Origin of the sequence: Sphingomonas montana, from assembly GCF_001956315.1 — a bacterium.
Classification (GTDB): Bacteria; Pseudomonadota; Alphaproteobacteria; order Sphingomonadales; family Sphingomonadaceae; genus Sphingomonas_R; species Sphingomonas_R montana.
Genome location: NZ_KV887143.1, coordinates 136,024 through 150,248, shown reverse-complemented (window position 1 = coordinate 150,248; position 14,225 = coordinate 136,024). Strand labels below are relative to the sequence as shown.

Sequence of the window (14,225 nt, the reverse complement as noted above, 5' to 3'; positions counted from 1 at the left end):
CGGCGAACGCACAGCCCTTCGCTTGGCCGACCGGACAGTTTGGGGGCATGGCGCCGGCGCTCCGGTCATCTTCGCGGCTTCCACGTCCGCGCGAAAACGATTAGCACCGCGCCGATGACGACACCGCCATCCGCCGCCGCCGCCATTCCCCGGTCGCTGTTCCTGTTTTCCATCCTGTACGGCGGGATGACGTGCATTGCGGGCGTGCTGGGCGTGAAGCAGGTGGCGTTGGGGCCGCTGGCGGTGGAGGCCGGCATCTTCGCGTTCCTGCTGCTGGTGGTGATCGGCAGCGCGATCGCCGAACTGCACGGCCGCGCCGCTGCCGATCGGATGGTGCGCTTCGGTTTCGTCCCGCTCGTCATGTCCGCGCTGCTGATCCAGCTGGTCCTGGTCCTCCCGACCGATCCCGGCATGTATCTGCCGGCGGTGGACGCTTTCCCGATCGTCGTCGGCCAGGGCGCACGCATGATGATCGCGGGTCTGATCGCATACGGTACGTCGCAGACGCTCAACGTCTATATCTTTTCCCGGCTCGCGGCGGGGGCCGACAACCTCCTCTGGTTGCGCGCGATGGTGGCCAGTGCCGCGTCCCAGGTCATCGATACGCTGCTGTTCATCTCGATCTCGTTCCTGGGCGAACGTGATATCGGCGGGCTGCTGGCGGGGCAGATGCTGGCGAAGGTCGTGCTGTCGATCGTGCTGGTGCCGCCGCTGATCTACCTGTTCGTGGCGCTCGGCCGGCGGATGGACCGGGCGTAGCAGCTCCGCTGGTCTGCGACTGCCGGAGACGCCGACCGGCGACCGGCGACCGTCCGCCGCCCCGTCTGGCGAAACACGCGGTTTTCGCCTATATCGACGCGATCATGACAATCCAGATGTCCATCCCCGGTCATATCGATCCGGTTCCCGTACCCCGTGCATTCGTGCCCCGCGCCGATGGCCGGATCGACCTGCTCGGCCTGTCGCAGGCGGAACTGCGCGTCGCACTCGAAACCGCGCAGCTCGAACCCAAGCAGGCCAAGCTGCGCGCAAAGCAGCTGTGGCACTGGATCTACAATCGCGGCGTCGTCGATTTCACGCTGATGACCGATATCGCCAAGTCGATGCACGGCTGGCTCGCAATGCGCTTCGTCGTCAGCCGGCCGGAGGTGGTCGAGGCGCAGGTGTCGAGCGACGGCACGCGCAAGTGGCTGCTCCGCACCGACGACGGCCAGGATTACGAGATGGTCTTCATCCCGGATGCGGACCGCGGCACGCTCTGCGTCTCCAGCCAGGTGGGATGCACGCTCAACTGCCGTTTCTGCTTCACCGGCACGATGCGGCTGGTCCGTAACCTGACGCCGGCCGAGATCGTCGGCCAGGTCATGCTGGCGCGCGACGCGCTGGGGGAATGGCCGAGCCAGCCGGAGGGCCGCATGCTCACCAACATCGTCATGATGGGGATGGGCGAACCGCTCTATAATTTCGACAATGTCCGCGATGCGCTGAAGCTCGTCATGGACGGCGCCGGCCTCGGCCTCTCCCGCCGCCGCATCACGCTCAGCACCAGCGGCGTCGTGCCGATGATGGCGCGTGCCGGGGCGGAGATCGGCGTCAACCTTGCCGTCTCGCTCCACGCGGTGACGAAGGACGTCCGCGACGAGATCGTCCCGCTCAACCGCAAATACGGGATCGAGGAGCTGCTCCAGGCCTGCGCCGACTATCCCGGCGCCAACAACGCACGCCGCATCACGTTCGAATATGTGATGCTGAAGGACAAGAACGACAGCGACGCCGATGCATACGAACTGGTCCGGCTGCTGAAGAAGTACGACCTGCCGGCCAAGGTGAACCTGATCCCGTTCAACCCCTGGCCCGGCGCGAACTACGAATGTTCCGACCCGGAACGGATCAAGCGCTTCTCCAACATCGTGTTCGAAGCCGGCATCAGCGCCCCCGTCCGCACCCCGCGCGGCCGCGACATCATGGCCGCCTGCGGCCAGCTGAAATCCGCGTCGGAGAAGAAGAGCCGCGCGGAACTCGATCGTCTGGCCGACGAGAAGCAGGCCGCGCTGGGCTGAAGTCACACACAGCGCTTGTGTCCCCCCCTCTCCCCGGCCCTCCCCCCCGGAAGGGGGAGGGAGCCGGTTGCGTCCAGGCAAAGCCCTCTCCCCTCGGGGAGAGGGGGAGACACAGGCGATGACCGTTTTGGCATCGACGCCAACTGACCACACTGGCAATACCGCCCCAAACAAACGGGGCGTACGCATATGTGGCTGTTCGATAGATTCGCCCGCAAGGCGCTGAAGACCGGCCAGCTGTCGATCATCGATGGCGACGGCAAGCGCTACGACTACGGCACGCCCGATCCCGACCGGATGCCGATCGTCGTGCGCTTCACCGACGCACGCGTCGGCAACTACATCGCGCGCCATCCCAGGCTTGGCGCGGCGGAGGCCTGGATGGACGGCCGCATGATCATCGAACAGGGTGACATCGCGGGCCTGATCGACCTGATCCGGTCCAACGGCAAATGGGAACGCGGCGGCGGGCAGCTGGGCGCGCGCAGCCCGATGAAGCGGATCGCCGGCACCATCGCGACCCGGCTCGATTCCGTGAACCGCATCGCCCGGTCGAAACAGAATGTCGCCCATCATTACGATATCGGCGACCGGCTCTACGACCTGTTCCTGGATGTCGACCGGCAATATAGCTGCGCCTACTTCACCGATCCGGACAACAGCCTGGAACAGGCGCAGCTCGACAAGAAGGCGCACATTGCCGCCAAGCTGAACCTGAAACCGGGCCAGCGCGTGCTCGACATCGGCTGCGGCTGGGGCGGCATGGCGCTCTACCTCAACCGCGTCGCCGACGTCGACGTGCTGGGCATCACCCTGTCGGAGGAACAGCTCAAGACCGCGCGCCGCCGTGCGGAGGAAGCCGGCGTCGCGGACCGCGTGAAGTTCGAACTGATCGACTACCGCGAACTCAGCGGGACGTTCGACCGGATCGTGTCGGTCGGCATGTTCGAACATGTCGGCGTGCCCAACTACCGCACCTTCTTCGCCAAATGCCGCGCGCTGATGGTGGAGGACGGCGTCATGCTGCTCCACACCATCGGACGGATGGGCGGCCCGGGCCAGACCGATGCCTTTACCGCGCGCTACATCTTCCCCGGCGGCTACAACCCCGCCTTGTCGGAGATCGTCGCCGCCAGTGAGTCGCAGCGCCTGATCTCGTCCGACGTCGAAACACTCCGCGTCCACTATGCGCTGACCATCCGCCACTGGTACGACCGCTGCGTCGCGCACAAGGCGGAGATCGAGGCGATGTTCGACGCGCGCTTCTACCGCATGTGGACCTTCTACCTTGCCGGCGCGATGAGCGCGTTCCGCCACGGCGGCATGTGCAACTACCAGATCCAGTATGTCCGCAGCCGCTGGGCGTTGCCGCTGACACGCGACTATCTGGCGAGCGCCGAACGGGCATTGCAGGCGCAGGACTGAGCCGCTGGACGACGTCGCGGCGACGTCGCGAGCCTGCCCGTCCTACCCGCGTGCGCCGCTTCCATCACGCCAGAGCTTCGCCAGCGCCCGATCGTTCGCCGGCACGGAACGCTGCACCGGGTCGCCGCCTACCGTGCCGAAATACTCGTCGAACGCCGTCCGCGCGGCACCGCCCGCCAGGCTGACGATATCCCCGACCTTCGACAGTGCTTCGTCGCGGGCCTCCGGTGTATCGAGTTCGACCATCGCGCCATAGCCGAACTCGCGCTGCGTCAGCCTGCGTCGGGACAGCAGATGCAGCGAATGGTGACGCTTGTCCTGGACGATCTCGATGAAGATATTCTCGACACCCTCCCTCGGGCCTTCCAGCGCGTGGAGAAACGTACCGTTCTCGAACAGCACCACGCCAGTGATTTCCTCGCGCTCGTTATGGCCGGCGCACTGCACGCAAAGCCCATGGAGGTCACCATCCCACGCATCGGTGGCCCGACTGGCATAGACGAGTTGTAGCATGATCGCGCCCCGGCAAAGGATGACAGGCTAGCCAGAGCGCGGTTACGAAAATAAACATGGGTTTACGACAGGTCGCTATTCTGGCGGGCGCGACCGATCGTTATGCAATATCGATTTCAAGCGCCGAAGGCGCGGGCATCGATCGTCAGCGTTTCCGGGTCGGTACCGGCAATGGCGCGGGCGCAACGCCAGTACCCGGCTCCTGCGCCGAGAATCTTGCTTCTGCCGCCGCGCGCTCGGCACCCGTCATGCGCCCGTCATGATCGGTATCGGCCTCGTCGAAGCTACGCAGCGCGTCGGCCTGCTGCTCGGCCAGGGTGATACGGCCGTCGCGGTTCGTATCGGCGTCCGCGAACATCGATTCGAGGATGGCGGGGGGTACTGCCTTGCCCGCCGCCCACGCATCGACCTCGGCACGGCTGACCGCACCGTCGCGATCCGCGTCGAGCATGTGGCTGAGGCCGGTCGCCCGTTCAGCGGCCGCCCCCCGCAACAGGAAATCCGGCCCACGCCCCTGCGGCCCCGGCTGCTGCGCATGAACTGCCCCGCCCAGGCCAAGGGGCACCGCCAGCATCATCGCCGCGATCGTCGTCAGCATCGGCTTCATCACGTCTCTCCTTGCCCCGTCCCGGCTGTCAACGCCCCGGTGTCAGCTTGCGATCCAGGATCGCGCCCGCGCCCGGCTTGCGTGCGGCAATCTTCTCCGCCAGCGTCAGCACACCGTCGTGATTGGCATCGACCATGTCGAACGCGCGCATCGGGCGGCGCGATGCCTCCGCCGGGCTCAGCTTCCCGTCGCTGTTGCTGTCGACTGCCTTGAAAGCGGCATTGGCGGCGTTCAGCATGTCCTGCGCCTCTTTCGCGGTCGGCGCGTTCTTCGTGCCCGGCGGCGTGCGGTTCAGGACGACGCCCATCCGCTTGCCGAATTCCGCGCGGCTCATGAACCCGTCCTTGTTCGTGTCGGCCAGCTTGAACACACCGTCGACCTCCGCCTGCATCTGCGCGCGCGTCACGTCGGCGCCCGTCTTCGCCGCGGCGGCGGGTGCGGCGGAAAGCGCCGGCGCGGCGGCCAGACCGAGCATCGCGGTCATCAAGAGGGTCATCGGGGGCATAACTGTTCCTTGGTCCATGTCCGGTCCTCTACGTACGGGGCGACGATATGGGGCCGTCCAACTGTATGGCGCTTGAATGCGCTGGCCCCGGATGGCAAGGCGCGCGCGAATTTACGGGTTGAAGGGACGGACATGTCGGACGTGAAGCGGGTTGTGCTGGCCTATTCGGGCGGCCTCGACACGAGCGTGATCCTGAAATGGCTGCGCGAGGAATATCAGTGCGAGGTCGTGACCTTCACCGCGGACCTCGGCCAGGGCGAGGAGCTGGAGCCCGCCCGCGCCAAGGCGGAACTGATGGGCGTGAAGCCCGAACACATCTTCATCGACGACCTGCGCGAGGAATTCGTGCGCGACTATGTCATGCCGATGATGCGGTCGAACGCGCTGTACGAGGGGCTGTACCTGCTCGGCACCTCGATCGCACGACCGCTGATCGCCAAGCGCCAGATCGAAATCGCGCGTCAGGTCGGTGCCGACGCGGTCAGCCACGGCGCCACCGGCAAGGGCAACGACCAGGTCCGGTTCGAACTCGGCTATTACGCGCTCGCCCCCGACATCCGCGTCATCGCGCCGTGGCGCGAATGGGACCTGACCAGCCGCACGCGCCTGATCGAATATGCCGAACAGCACCAGATCCCGGTGCCCAAGGACAAGCGGGGGGAGTCGCCCTTCTCGACCGACGCGAACCTTTTGCACACCTCGTCGGAGGGCAAGGTGCTCGAGGATCCGTGGGACGAGATCCCGGACTATGTCTACTCGCGCACCGATGATCCCGTCACTGCACCCGACGTGCCGGAGGAGATCATGATCGACTTCGAACGCGGCGACGCGGTGGCGGTGAACGGCGAGGGGATGTCCCCCGCCACGCTGCTCGCCAAGCTCAACGAACTTGGCAAGCGCCACGGCATCGGCCGGCTCGACCTGGTCGAAAACCGCTTCGTCGGCATGAAGAGCCGCGGCATGTACGAGACGCCCGGCGGCACGATCTACCACCTGGCCCACCGCGGGATCGAACAGATCACGCTCGATCGCGGCGCGATGCACCTGAAGGACGAACTCGCCCCGCGCTATGCCGAACTGATCTACAACGGCCTGTGGTTCAGCCCGGAACGCGAAATGCTCCAGGCCGCGATCGACCATAGCCAGCACAAGGTGTCAGGCACCGTCCGGCTGAAACTGTTCAAGGGCAGCGTCTTCGTCACCGGCCGCCGCTCGCCCTATTCGCTCTACAGCGAAAAGGTCGTGACGTTCGAGGACGACGCCGGCGCCTACGACCAGCGCGACGCAGCGGGCTTCATCAAGCTCAACGCCCTCCGCCTCCGCCTGCTGGGCCGCCGCGATGGGCTGTAGGGCTAGACGCTAGAAGCACGAAGCGTTCCCCGGCGCATAGGCCGGGGCCTAGATGGAACGGTTGCATCCAGGGCCCCGGCCTGCGCCGGGGAACGGACGATTAAGACTTCTCCGCTCGCCGCAGCGCAATCAGGTTGATCGGGTTCCAGTACAACCGCGCCACCGGCCGCCGGCCGACCGACAACTCGCGCAGGAACATGTCTCCCTTGTCATAGGCCCGCGGCCCCAGCCGAAGCAGCCACACCGTCCGCGCCGCCTGCACCGCAGGCTCCCGCGCGATGGCCCGCAACCGGTCGCGCGGGAGCGACACGACGCCGCGGCTGCCGGTGGGGTACCACCCCCCGACCCCGATCGACGGCACGGGTGTCGGCACCGGCCGCACCGGAATGGTCACGCCGCGGTCGCGCAGCGCGAACACCAGCGGCAGCGCCCCCTCATTGGGATAGGCGAGCAGCACGTCGCCCGGCTGCCAGCGCGGGGCGAGGAACCGCACGACCCCGTACCAGTCCTGTTGCCCGCCGACATGCTGCCGCTCGCGAACATCGACCAGGATCATGTGGAACGCGACGACCAGCCCGGCGGTCAGCCCGACATGACGCCGCCACCCCGCCGCCCAGCCGATCGTCCCGATGCTCAGCAGCAGCATTGCCGGGACCGCGACCGGCGTCATGGTGCGCATGATGAACACCGGTGCGACCATCGCCGACAGCGCGATCGACAGGCCCGGGGGCACCAGCGCGAGCGCAAACAGCGCCGCTGCCAGCCGCCGCGCCGGCGCGCGCTCCATCAGTCGCCAGATCGCCAAACCGGCCAGCACGAACAACGCGACACCGGGCGCGAAACCCGGCGCGGCATAGAGGATCGCAAGCTTGCCCGGCACCGTGGCCCAGGAAAAGGTCAGCCACGTCGCCCTGACCCAGGTCGGCGCCTGATCGGCCAGAATGGCGAGCGCGGGCAGCCAGGCGAGCAGGACCAGCAGATGCCCGCTAACGATCCGTACCCAGTCGCGTCGCGACAGACGCGCACGCAGCACCAGCGCGGCGAACGCCAGCCCGATCGCGGCCGCATAGAGCACGCCCAGATTGTGCAGCCACAGCATGAGCGCCAGCCCGACGAGATAGCCCGCAAACGGCCGGCCGGCGACGCCCCGCCCGCGTTCCGCGGCGATCCCCAGCCGGACCAGCGCCCACAGCGTGCCGGCATAGACCAGAATCATCACCGGATAGGGCCGCACCTCGCGGGTCATCGCGACCAGCGCGATCGACACCGCCGCGAACGCCGTCGCCCCCCATGCGATGCGCCGCGGATCGAGCCCCGCCAGCCGCCCCGAATCGCGCGCGCCAAGCCAGATCACCGGCAGCACCGCGACACCCGCGACATACCCCAGCGACCGGTGACCGGCCAGGCTGTCGCCGAACAGCAGCGTCCAGCAGCGCAGCAGCGAATAGTAGAAGGGCGGATGCGTTTCGTAGGTCGCGACGACATGCCAGAGGAAACCGAACCCCTTGCCCGCCGCATAGGCGCTATACGCCTCGTCCAGCCAGAACGGTTCCACCAGCGATGCGTGGAACCGGAAGTACAGCGCGAGCGCGAGCAACCCGAACGCGCCGAGGATGCCGATCGTCCGGAGTAGCCGCGCCCGTTCCATGGCCGCCGCCTTAGGGTCTGGCCAGAGGGAAGGAAAGCACGCCGCATGCCGTTCGTCGGAGCCACCGAGCGTCATCCCGGCGAAAACCGGAATGACGGAGCAGATGCCAGCGCGCCTCCCACTCCCCGCATTTCTATTCCCGACGGGGCTCCGCTTCGATACAGGCAAAGCCATGACCGATCGCGCCTGGTGGCAGTGGCGGTGGTACGCGATCGGGCTGGCGTGCCTGATGGTGATCCCGCTGCTCCGTCCCGACATTCCCCCCATCACCGACCTGCTGGGCCATATCGGGCGCTACGGCGTCGAACTCGGCCGTGCGCAGTCGCCCTGGCTGCAACGCTATTATGGGTTCGAATGGGGCCTGATCGGCAATATGGGTATCGATCTGCTGGTCGTGCCGCTGTCCCGGCTGATGGGGCTGGAACCGGCGGTCAAGCTGATCGTCCTGCTGATCCCGGCGCTGACCGCCGGCGGACTGCTGTGGATGGCGCGGGAAGCGCATGGCCGCGTGCCGGCCGGCGCGGCGTTCGCGCTGCCGTTCGCCTATGGTTATCCGTTCCAGTTCGGGTTCGCCAACTTCGCGCTGTCGATGGCGCTGGCCTTCCTGGCGTTCGCCCTGTGGCTGCGGCTCGGCCGGACAGGGCGGACGCGGTTGCGCGCGCTGCTGTTCGTGCCGATCGGCCTCATGATCTGGGTCTGCCACAGCTATGGCTGGGCGGTGCTGTGCCTGCTGGCCGCCGCCGCGGAGCTGGTCCGCGCGCGGGGCGGTGGCGATGAGCCCACGCGGCCCCTGTTCGCAACGCTGTGGCATGCCGGCATCGCCTGCCTGCCACTGGTGCCGCCGATGATCCTGATGCTGGTCTGGCGGTCCGGTGCGGTCGCCGGCACGACCGGCGGTTATGCCGTCATGTGGAAACTCGGCTGGCTGGTCGCCGCGTTGCGCGACGACAACCGCCAGTTCGACATGGCCTGCGTTTCGCTCTTCATCGCGCTGCTCGGGATGGGCGTTGCGCGGATCGGCTTTCGGTACGATCGCACGCTCGGCCTGGCCGCGCTGTTTCTGTTCGCCGCCTATGCGGTGCTACCGCGCGTCCTGCTCGGTTCGGCCTATGCCGACATGCGGATGGCGCCCTATGCGCTGGCCGTCGCGGCGGTGGCGTTGCGGCCGGTCGGGGATGCGCGCTGGTGGCGGCCTGCGCTGGCGATCGCCGCATTGCTGTTCCTGCTGGTCCGGCTGACCGGCCACACGCTCCATTACGCTCGGTTGGACCGCGCCTATGACGAACAGCTTGCGGCGATCGACCATCTACCCGTCGGCGCGCGCGTGATGGTGCTGGTCAACCTGCCCTGCGAAGGGACGTGGAGCTATTCGCGGATGGACCATCTCGGCAGCATCGCGATCGGCCGCAAACAGGCGTTCGTGAACGGCCAGTGGGCGATGGCGGGTGCGCAACTGTTGACGATCCGCAACCCCCATGTCGGCCGGTTCGGCGGCGATCCGACACAGATGCTGCGCCCGCTCCGCTGTCGCCGGCGCGGCGAACCGGTGTTTCGCGATACGCTGGTGAACTTTCCGCGCGCCGCCTATGATTATCTTTGGCTGATCGACATGCCGCGGTCGGGCTGGGTCCGCTATCCCGACCTGATGCCCGTCTGGCACGGGCGCGCACGCGGCATCCTGTACCGCGTCGTGCGGCCATCCGCGCCGGTTCAGGCCGGTTCGGCGACCAGTGCCAGCGACACGCCGAAGGGCAGCGACCGCCGCGCCACGATGTGACGTTCCGCACCGAACAGCCGTTCGAGCAGGCGGTTCACGCGCGGCGACGGCATCGCATCATCGTCCCCGCCGGTCTTGCCGGTCAGCTTGTGCAGCCACCGCACCCCGACGATCAGCGGGAACAGCAGCGTGTTGAAATGGCTGCGATGCCGCACGCGGAACCCGGCGCGCACGAACACATCGGCCAGCGTGGCCGCAGTATAGCGGCGCTGGTGGTGGTGGGCGGCGTCATGCGCGCTCCACATCCACGGATTGGCGGGCACGGTCACCATCAACCGACCGCCGGGGGCCAGCTTGCGGCGCAGCGCGGTCAGCGCTTCCAGATCGCCCGGAATATGTTCCAGCACGTCGAGCAGCACGATGAAGTCGTAATGCCCGTCCTGCAACGCGACGCCGTCGGGCAGATACCCGCCCTTCACCGCGACGCCGCTGCGGGTGGAGGCGAAGGCCCGGGCGAAATCGTCCGGCTCCACCGCATCGACCGTGCCATAGCCCTGCAACAGCGGGATGTTCGATCCCGTGCCGCAGCCGACCTCCAGAATCGCCATGCCCGACCGCCGCGGGGCCTGCGCCTCGATCAGCGCCGCCACGATCCGGCGGCGTGCGGCGAACCACCAATGTTCGCCGTCGATCTCGGCCATCCGCGCATAGATGCTGGCGTCCATCAGTCCATTCCTCTGCTCGCGCCGTTGGTCCCGCCGTCCATGCCGATCCGGGTCCGCACGACGTAGATCGGCCGGTGCTTCACCTCGACCATGATGCGCCCGACATACTCGCCCAGCACGCCCAGCGACAGCAGCTGCAACCCGCCGAAGAACAGGATCGCGACCATCAGCGAGGGATAGCCCGCGACGTCTGACCCGAACAGCAGCGTGCGCGCCGCCACGAACAGCGCATAGACGATGCCGCACAGCGCGATCGCCCCGCCCAGATAGCTCCAGACGCGGAGCGGCACCGTCGATGCCGACGTGATCCCGTCGATCGCCAGCGTCCAGAGCTTCCAGTAGTTGAACTTGGTCGTGCCCAGCGTCCGTTCGACCCGGTCATATTCGACCGAGGTCTGGCGAAACCCGCCCCATGCGAACAGGCCCTTCATGAACCGGTTGCGTTCCGGCATCGTGCGGATCACCTCCACCACCCGCCGGTCGAGCAGCCGGAAATCGCCGGCATGTTCGGGAATCTTGTCCGCCGACAACCAGTTGTGCGCGCGGTAGTAGAAGTCGGCCGTGAACCGCTTGGGCAACGTGTCGCTCGCCCGGTTGCGGCGCACGCCGTACACCACCTCGTACCCGTCGCGCCATTTGGCGATCATCTCGCCGATCACTTCCGGCGGGTCCTGCAGGTCGACATCGATCGGGATCGACACCTCGCCGCGCGCGACGTCCAGCCCGGCCGACAGCGCGGCCTCCTTGCCGAAATTGCGCGACAGCGACAACGCGCGGATCCGCGGGTCGGCATGGTTGGCGGCCATGATCGCGGGCAGCGTGGCGTCGGTCGATCCGTCGTCGACGAACAGGATTTCCCAGCCCCGCGGCTCGGCCAGCGAATCGAGGACCAGCGTCACCCGCTGCACGAAGGTGCCGATCGCCGCCTCCTCGTCCTTTACCGGCACGATCATCGTCACCAGCGGGCGCGGTTCGCCGCACCTCTCCGCGCTCGCGGCCGGACCGGATATGGGAGCAGGCACGCGGTACGGGTCTGTCATTCGAAGACCCATAGCCGGTTAAGCCAGAACATCGCCACGGGTGTCACGAACATGATCGGCACGATCGGCCACCAGGTCGGCCCATGCAGCCGGTGGACCAGCAACCAGATCCAGGCGCTGTTCATCCCCAGGCTGATGAGCGAGGCGGTTACGAACCGGATGGTGGTGCGGACCTGATTGTCGCGGCTGCCGTGCCCGCGGAAGCTCCACCGGCTGTGGATGACGTAGCCGATCGACACGGCCGCGGCATAACCCGCCAGATTGGCCAGTTGCGGATGCATGCGCAGCGGCGTCGCCAGCACCCAGTAGATCGCCGCCGCCAGCGCCGTGACGCCGAACCCCGTGATGGCATAGCGCACGAACTGCCCCCCCGTGCCCGAAAGGAAGGCGCGGATCCGCCCGGCCAGGCCGGGCGTCGAATCGTCGGTTGAGGAAATCGGAAAGGTCATGCCGGTAATATGGCGCGCTAGGACTGAACGAAGTGCGCGTCAAACATGGTTGTCGCGCGCGACCCATGGTTCCATAGCGCGCTGCCCGCCGGGCCACGTTTGAAGGATGAACCGTGCCCACGACGCCGCCGACCGACGCTGCCGCCCGCCACTGGATCCGCTGGACCCTGCTGTTCTGGGCGGTCGGCGCGGCGATTCTGATCGTCTACAAGTGGCGGCAGATTAGCTGGCTGGGGCTGGCCGATACCGACGACAATCTGCGGTTCGCGCAGGTGAATGCGTGGCTTGGCGGCCAGGGTTGGTACGACCTGCGCCAGTACAAGCTCGATCCGCCGCACGGCGCCAGCATCCACTGGTCGCGGATCGTGGACCTGCCGATCGCAGGGCTGATCCTGCTGACCCGGCCGTTCGTGGGCGCGTTCACCGCCGCGCGGATCGCGGTGGCGGTGGCCCCGCTCCTGCCGCTGGGCCTGGCCCTGTTCGCGTCGGTGGTTACGGTACGTCGGCTCGTGGACCGATCCGCCTTCGCGCTCGGCGCAGGCATGTTCTTCTGCATGGGCACCATGCTGCTCATGTTCATGCCGACCCGTATCGACCATCATGGCTGGCAACTGGCGCTGCTGGCGACCGTCGTCGCGGGCAGTGCCGATCCGGTCCGCCGGCGCGGCGGGCTGGTGGCCGGCGGTGCCGCCGCCCTGTCGCTGACGATCGGGCTGGAAATGCTGCCTTATCTGGCGCTGGCGACCGGCGCGGTCGCGCTCCGCTGGGTCTGGGACCGGGCGGAGGCCCCGCGTCTGGCCGCGCATGGGATCGCGCTGGGCCTTGGCAGCGCGATCGGGTTCATGCTGTTCGCGTCGCATGACAACCGCATGGCCGTATGCGACGCGCTGTCGCCGGTCTGGCTGTCGGCGACGTTGCTGGGCGGCGGGCTGTTCGTGGCGCTGGCATCGATCCGCGACGATCGCCGCACGGTGCGACTGGCCGCGGCGGTGGCGGCCGGCGCGCTGGTGGCGGGCGGGTTCGCACTCGCCTGGCCGCAATGCCTCGGCACGCCCGAACGGCTCAGCCCCGAATTGCGCGCGCTGTGGTTCGTCCACATCAACGAAGTCCGGCCGCTCTACGCCCATGGCTGGCGGACCTGGTTCCCCGTCGGGCTGGCACCCGTGGTCGGGCTGGTCGGCTATGCCACGGTGCTGTGGCGGTCGCGGGGCACGCCGCTGTTCCCCGCCTGGGCCACGGTGGCGCTGCTCGGGCTGACATCGGCGGGGCTGATGGCGTGGCAGACGCGGTCCGGCCCGCCGGCGCAGCTGCTGGCGGTGCCCGGCATCGCCGCACTCACCTGGCTCGTGCTGCCCATGGTCGCGCGCCACCGGCTGATGATGGTGCGCATATTCGGTACGGTCGCGGCATTCCTGCTGTTGTCAGGGGTCATCGCTGGACTGGTCGTGCGCGCCGTGCCGAACGCGGCGAACGCAGCGCCGGCCCCGGTGGCCCGCCAGGGAAAACCCGGCGGCAAGCCGGCGCTTACCTACCGCAACCGGATCGACATGGCCAACCGCCGCTGTCCGACGCTGCCGGCGCTGCGCCCGATCGCGCGCATTCCCACCGCGACCGTGCTGACCTTCGTCGATTTCGGCCCGCGGCTGATCGCCATGACCCACCACCGCGCGATCGCCGGCCCCTACCACCGCAACCAGACCGCCATCCTCGACGTCATCAAGGCATTCCGTGGCACGCCCGACAATGCGCGCGCGACGATGGCGCGGCACGGCGCCACGCTGCTCCTGATCTGCCCCGGCATGTCCGAATCGACCATCTACAATGCGGAGGCCAAGGGCGGCTTCTACTGGCAACTCGCCCGCAACCGCGTGCCCGCTTGGCTGGTTCCGGTGCCGTTGCCGAAGGGCTCGCCGTTCAAGCTGTGGCGGCGGGTGGGGTAGATCGGAAAAGCAAGGCATATGCGCGAGCGCAACGCGCAACCCGGGTTATGCCGAGCCGTTCCGCATTGGATTTTTGCATACGGAAAAGGTCACGATTTCAGCGATCACGAAGCGATGCATAATTTGTGAGTTTTGCATCAAGATCGAGAGAACCGATGGCAAGTCGACGCCCCTCTAGCTAACCTTGGATCAAGGTCATTGGGTAACGCAAATGGAACGGTCATCGATCGGTAGAGGGCTTGGATG

Annotated in this window: 13 protein-coding genes; 6 read left to right on the top strand and 7 right to left on the bottom strand. The window is 67.5% G+C overall.

The window, feature by feature from the left end; genetic code table 11:
* Positions 1 to 114: 114 nt before the first annotated feature.
* The 3 genes from BKY59_RS04180 to BKY59_RS04170 all read left to right on the top strand — a co-directional run bounded on the left by BKY59_RS04180 (position 115) and on the right by BKY59_RS04170 (position 3,485).
* Complete coding sequence (locus tag BKY59_RS04180) at positions 115 to 759, top strand: queuosine precursor transporter (protein ID WP_076068833.1); 645 nt, start codon at positions 115 to 117, stop codon at positions 757 to 759.
* Between the two features lie 116 nt (positions 760 to 875).
* Positions 876 to 2,060: a dual-specificity RNA methyltransferase RlmN gene (rlmN, locus tag BKY59_RS04175; RefSeq protein ID WP_076068991.1), complete on the top strand. Its 1,185-nt coding sequence runs from the start codon at positions 876 to 878 to the stop codon at positions 2,058 to 2,060.
* A 189-nt stretch (positions 2,061 to 2,249) separates the two neighbouring features.
* Entirely contained in the window at positions 2,250 to 3,485 is a 1,236-nt protein-coding gene (locus tag BKY59_RS04170) for an SAM-dependent methyltransferase (RefSeq protein WP_076068832.1), read from the top strand.
* A gap of 42 nt (positions 3,486 to 3,527) precedes the next feature.
* Here BKY59_RS04170 and BKY59_RS04165 read toward each other — a convergent pair whose 3' ends face one another.
* The 3 genes from BKY59_RS04165 to BKY59_RS04155 form a co-directional block, all read right to left on the bottom strand.
* Entirely contained in the window at positions 3,528 to 3,998 is a 471-nt protein-coding gene (locus BKY59_RS04165) for a BLUF domain-containing protein (protein ID WP_076068831.1), read from the bottom strand.
* A gap of 145 nt (positions 3,999 to 4,143) precedes the next feature.
* A complete protein-coding gene (locus tag BKY59_RS04160; protein WP_076068830.1) occupies positions 4,144 to 4,605 on the bottom strand; it encodes an EF-hand domain-containing protein in 462 nt (153 codons plus the stop codon).
* A 28-nt stretch (positions 4,606 to 4,633) separates the two neighbouring features.
* Positions 4,634 to 5,101, bottom strand: a complete 468-nt coding sequence (locus BKY59_RS04155) for an EF-hand domain-containing protein (RefSeq protein WP_076068829.1) — start codon at positions 5,099 to 5,101, stop codon at positions 4,634 to 4,636.
* Positions 5,102 to 5,242: 141 nt separating this feature from the next.
* Between BKY59_RS04155 and BKY59_RS04150 the strand changes: the two genes are divergently transcribed.
* Positions 5,243 to 6,460 (top strand): argininosuccinate synthase, encoded by a 1,218-nt coding sequence (locus BKY59_RS04150; protein ID WP_076068989.1) that lies wholly within the window; start codon positions 5,243 to 5,245, stop codon positions 6,458 to 6,460.
* A 100-nt stretch (positions 6,461 to 6,560) separates the two neighbouring features.
* Here BKY59_RS04150 and BKY59_RS17230 read toward each other — a convergent pair whose 3' ends face one another.
* Positions 6,561 to 8,108 (bottom strand): glycosyltransferase family 39 protein, encoded by a 1,548-nt coding sequence (locus BKY59_RS17230; protein ID WP_076068828.1) that lies wholly within the window; start codon positions 8,106 to 8,108, stop codon positions 6,561 to 6,563.
* Between the two features lie 172 nt (positions 8,109 to 8,280).
* Here BKY59_RS17230 and BKY59_RS04140 point away from each other — a divergent pair, with 172 nt between their 5' ends.
* Positions 8,281 to 9,885, top strand: coding sequence for a hypothetical protein (locus BKY59_RS04140; protein WP_076068827.1), 1,605 nt, complete (start codon positions 8,281 to 8,283; stop codon positions 9,883 to 9,885).
* Here BKY59_RS04140 and BKY59_RS04135 read toward each other — a convergent pair.
* From BKY59_RS04135 to BKY59_RS04125, 3 genes are all read right to left on the bottom strand, one after another.
* A complete protein-coding gene (locus BKY59_RS04135; RefSeq protein ID WP_076068826.1) occupies positions 9,819 to 10,550 on the bottom strand; it encodes a class I SAM-dependent methyltransferase in 732 nt (243 codons plus the stop codon). The two genes, BKY59_RS04140 and BKY59_RS04135, sit on opposite strands and share 67 nt — an antisense overlap.
* Positions 10,550 to 11,503, bottom strand: a complete 954-nt coding sequence (locus BKY59_RS04130; protein ID WP_076068825.1) for a glycosyltransferase family 2 protein — start codon at positions 11,501 to 11,503, stop codon at positions 10,550 to 10,552. The genes BKY59_RS04135 and BKY59_RS04130 overlap by 1 nt, the downstream gene beginning before the upstream one ends.
* Positions 11,504 to 11,586: 83 nt before the next feature.
* Complete coding sequence (locus BKY59_RS04125) at positions 11,587 to 12,039, bottom strand: GtrA family protein (RefSeq protein ID WP_083671859.1); 453 nt, start codon at positions 12,037 to 12,039, stop codon at positions 11,587 to 11,589.
* A 113-nt stretch (positions 12,040 to 12,152) separates the two neighbouring features.
* Between BKY59_RS04125 and BKY59_RS04120 the strand changes: the two genes are divergently transcribed.
* A complete protein-coding gene (locus BKY59_RS04120) occupies positions 12,153 to 13,979 on the top strand; it encodes a hypothetical protein (RefSeq protein WP_076068824.1) in 1,827 nt (608 codons plus the stop codon).
* Positions 13,980 to 14,225 lie beyond the last annotated feature (246 nt).

What these genes read in the sequence shown, in the direction of transcription:
- BKY59_RS04180 (WP_076068833.1), top strand. Translation starts at nt 115, where the DNA reads ATGACGACACCGCCATCCGCCGCCGCCGCCATTCCCCGGTCGCTGTTC.
- rlmN (WP_076068991.1), top strand. Translation starts at nt 876, where the DNA reads ATGTCCATCCCCGGTCATATCGATCCGGTTCCCGTACCCCGTGCATTC.
- BKY59_RS04170 (WP_076068832.1), top strand. Translation starts at nt 2,250, where the DNA reads ATGTGGCTGTTCGATAGATTCGCCCGCAAGGCGCTGAAGACCGGCCAG.
- BKY59_RS04165 (WP_076068831.1), bottom strand. Translation starts at nt 3,998, where the DNA reads ATGCTACAACTCGTCTATGCCAGTCGGGCCACCGATGCGTGGGATGGT.
- BKY59_RS04160 (WP_076068830.1), bottom strand. Translation starts at nt 4,605, where the DNA reads ATGAAGCCGATGCTGACGACGATCGCGGCGATGATGCTGGCGGTGCCC.
- BKY59_RS04155 (WP_076068829.1), bottom strand. Translation starts at nt 5,101, where the DNA reads ATGACCCTCTTGATGACCGCGATGCTCGGTCTGGCCGCCGCGCCGGCG.
- BKY59_RS04150 (WP_076068989.1), top strand. Translation starts at nt 5,243, where the DNA reads ATGTCGGACGTGAAGCGGGTTGTGCTGGCCTATTCGGGCGGCCTCGAC.
- BKY59_RS17230 (WP_076068828.1), bottom strand. Translation starts at nt 8,108, where the DNA reads ATGGAACGGGCGCGGCTACTCCGGACGATCGGCATCCTCGGCGCGTTC.
- BKY59_RS04140 (WP_076068827.1), top strand. Translation starts at nt 8,281, where the DNA reads ATGACCGATCGCGCCTGGTGGCAGTGGCGGTGGTACGCGATCGGGCTG.
- BKY59_RS04135 (WP_076068826.1), bottom strand. Translation starts at nt 10,550, where the DNA reads ATGGACGCCAGCATCTATGCGCGGATGGCCGAGATCGACGGCGAACAT.
- BKY59_RS04130 (WP_076068825.1), bottom strand. Translation starts at nt 11,503, where the DNA reads ATGATCGTGCCGGTAAAGGACGAGGAGGCGGCGATCGGCACCTTCGTG.
- BKY59_RS04125 (WP_083671859.1), bottom strand. Translation starts at nt 12,039, where the DNA reads ATGACCTTTCCGATTTCCTCAACCGACGATTCGACGCCCGGCCTGGCC.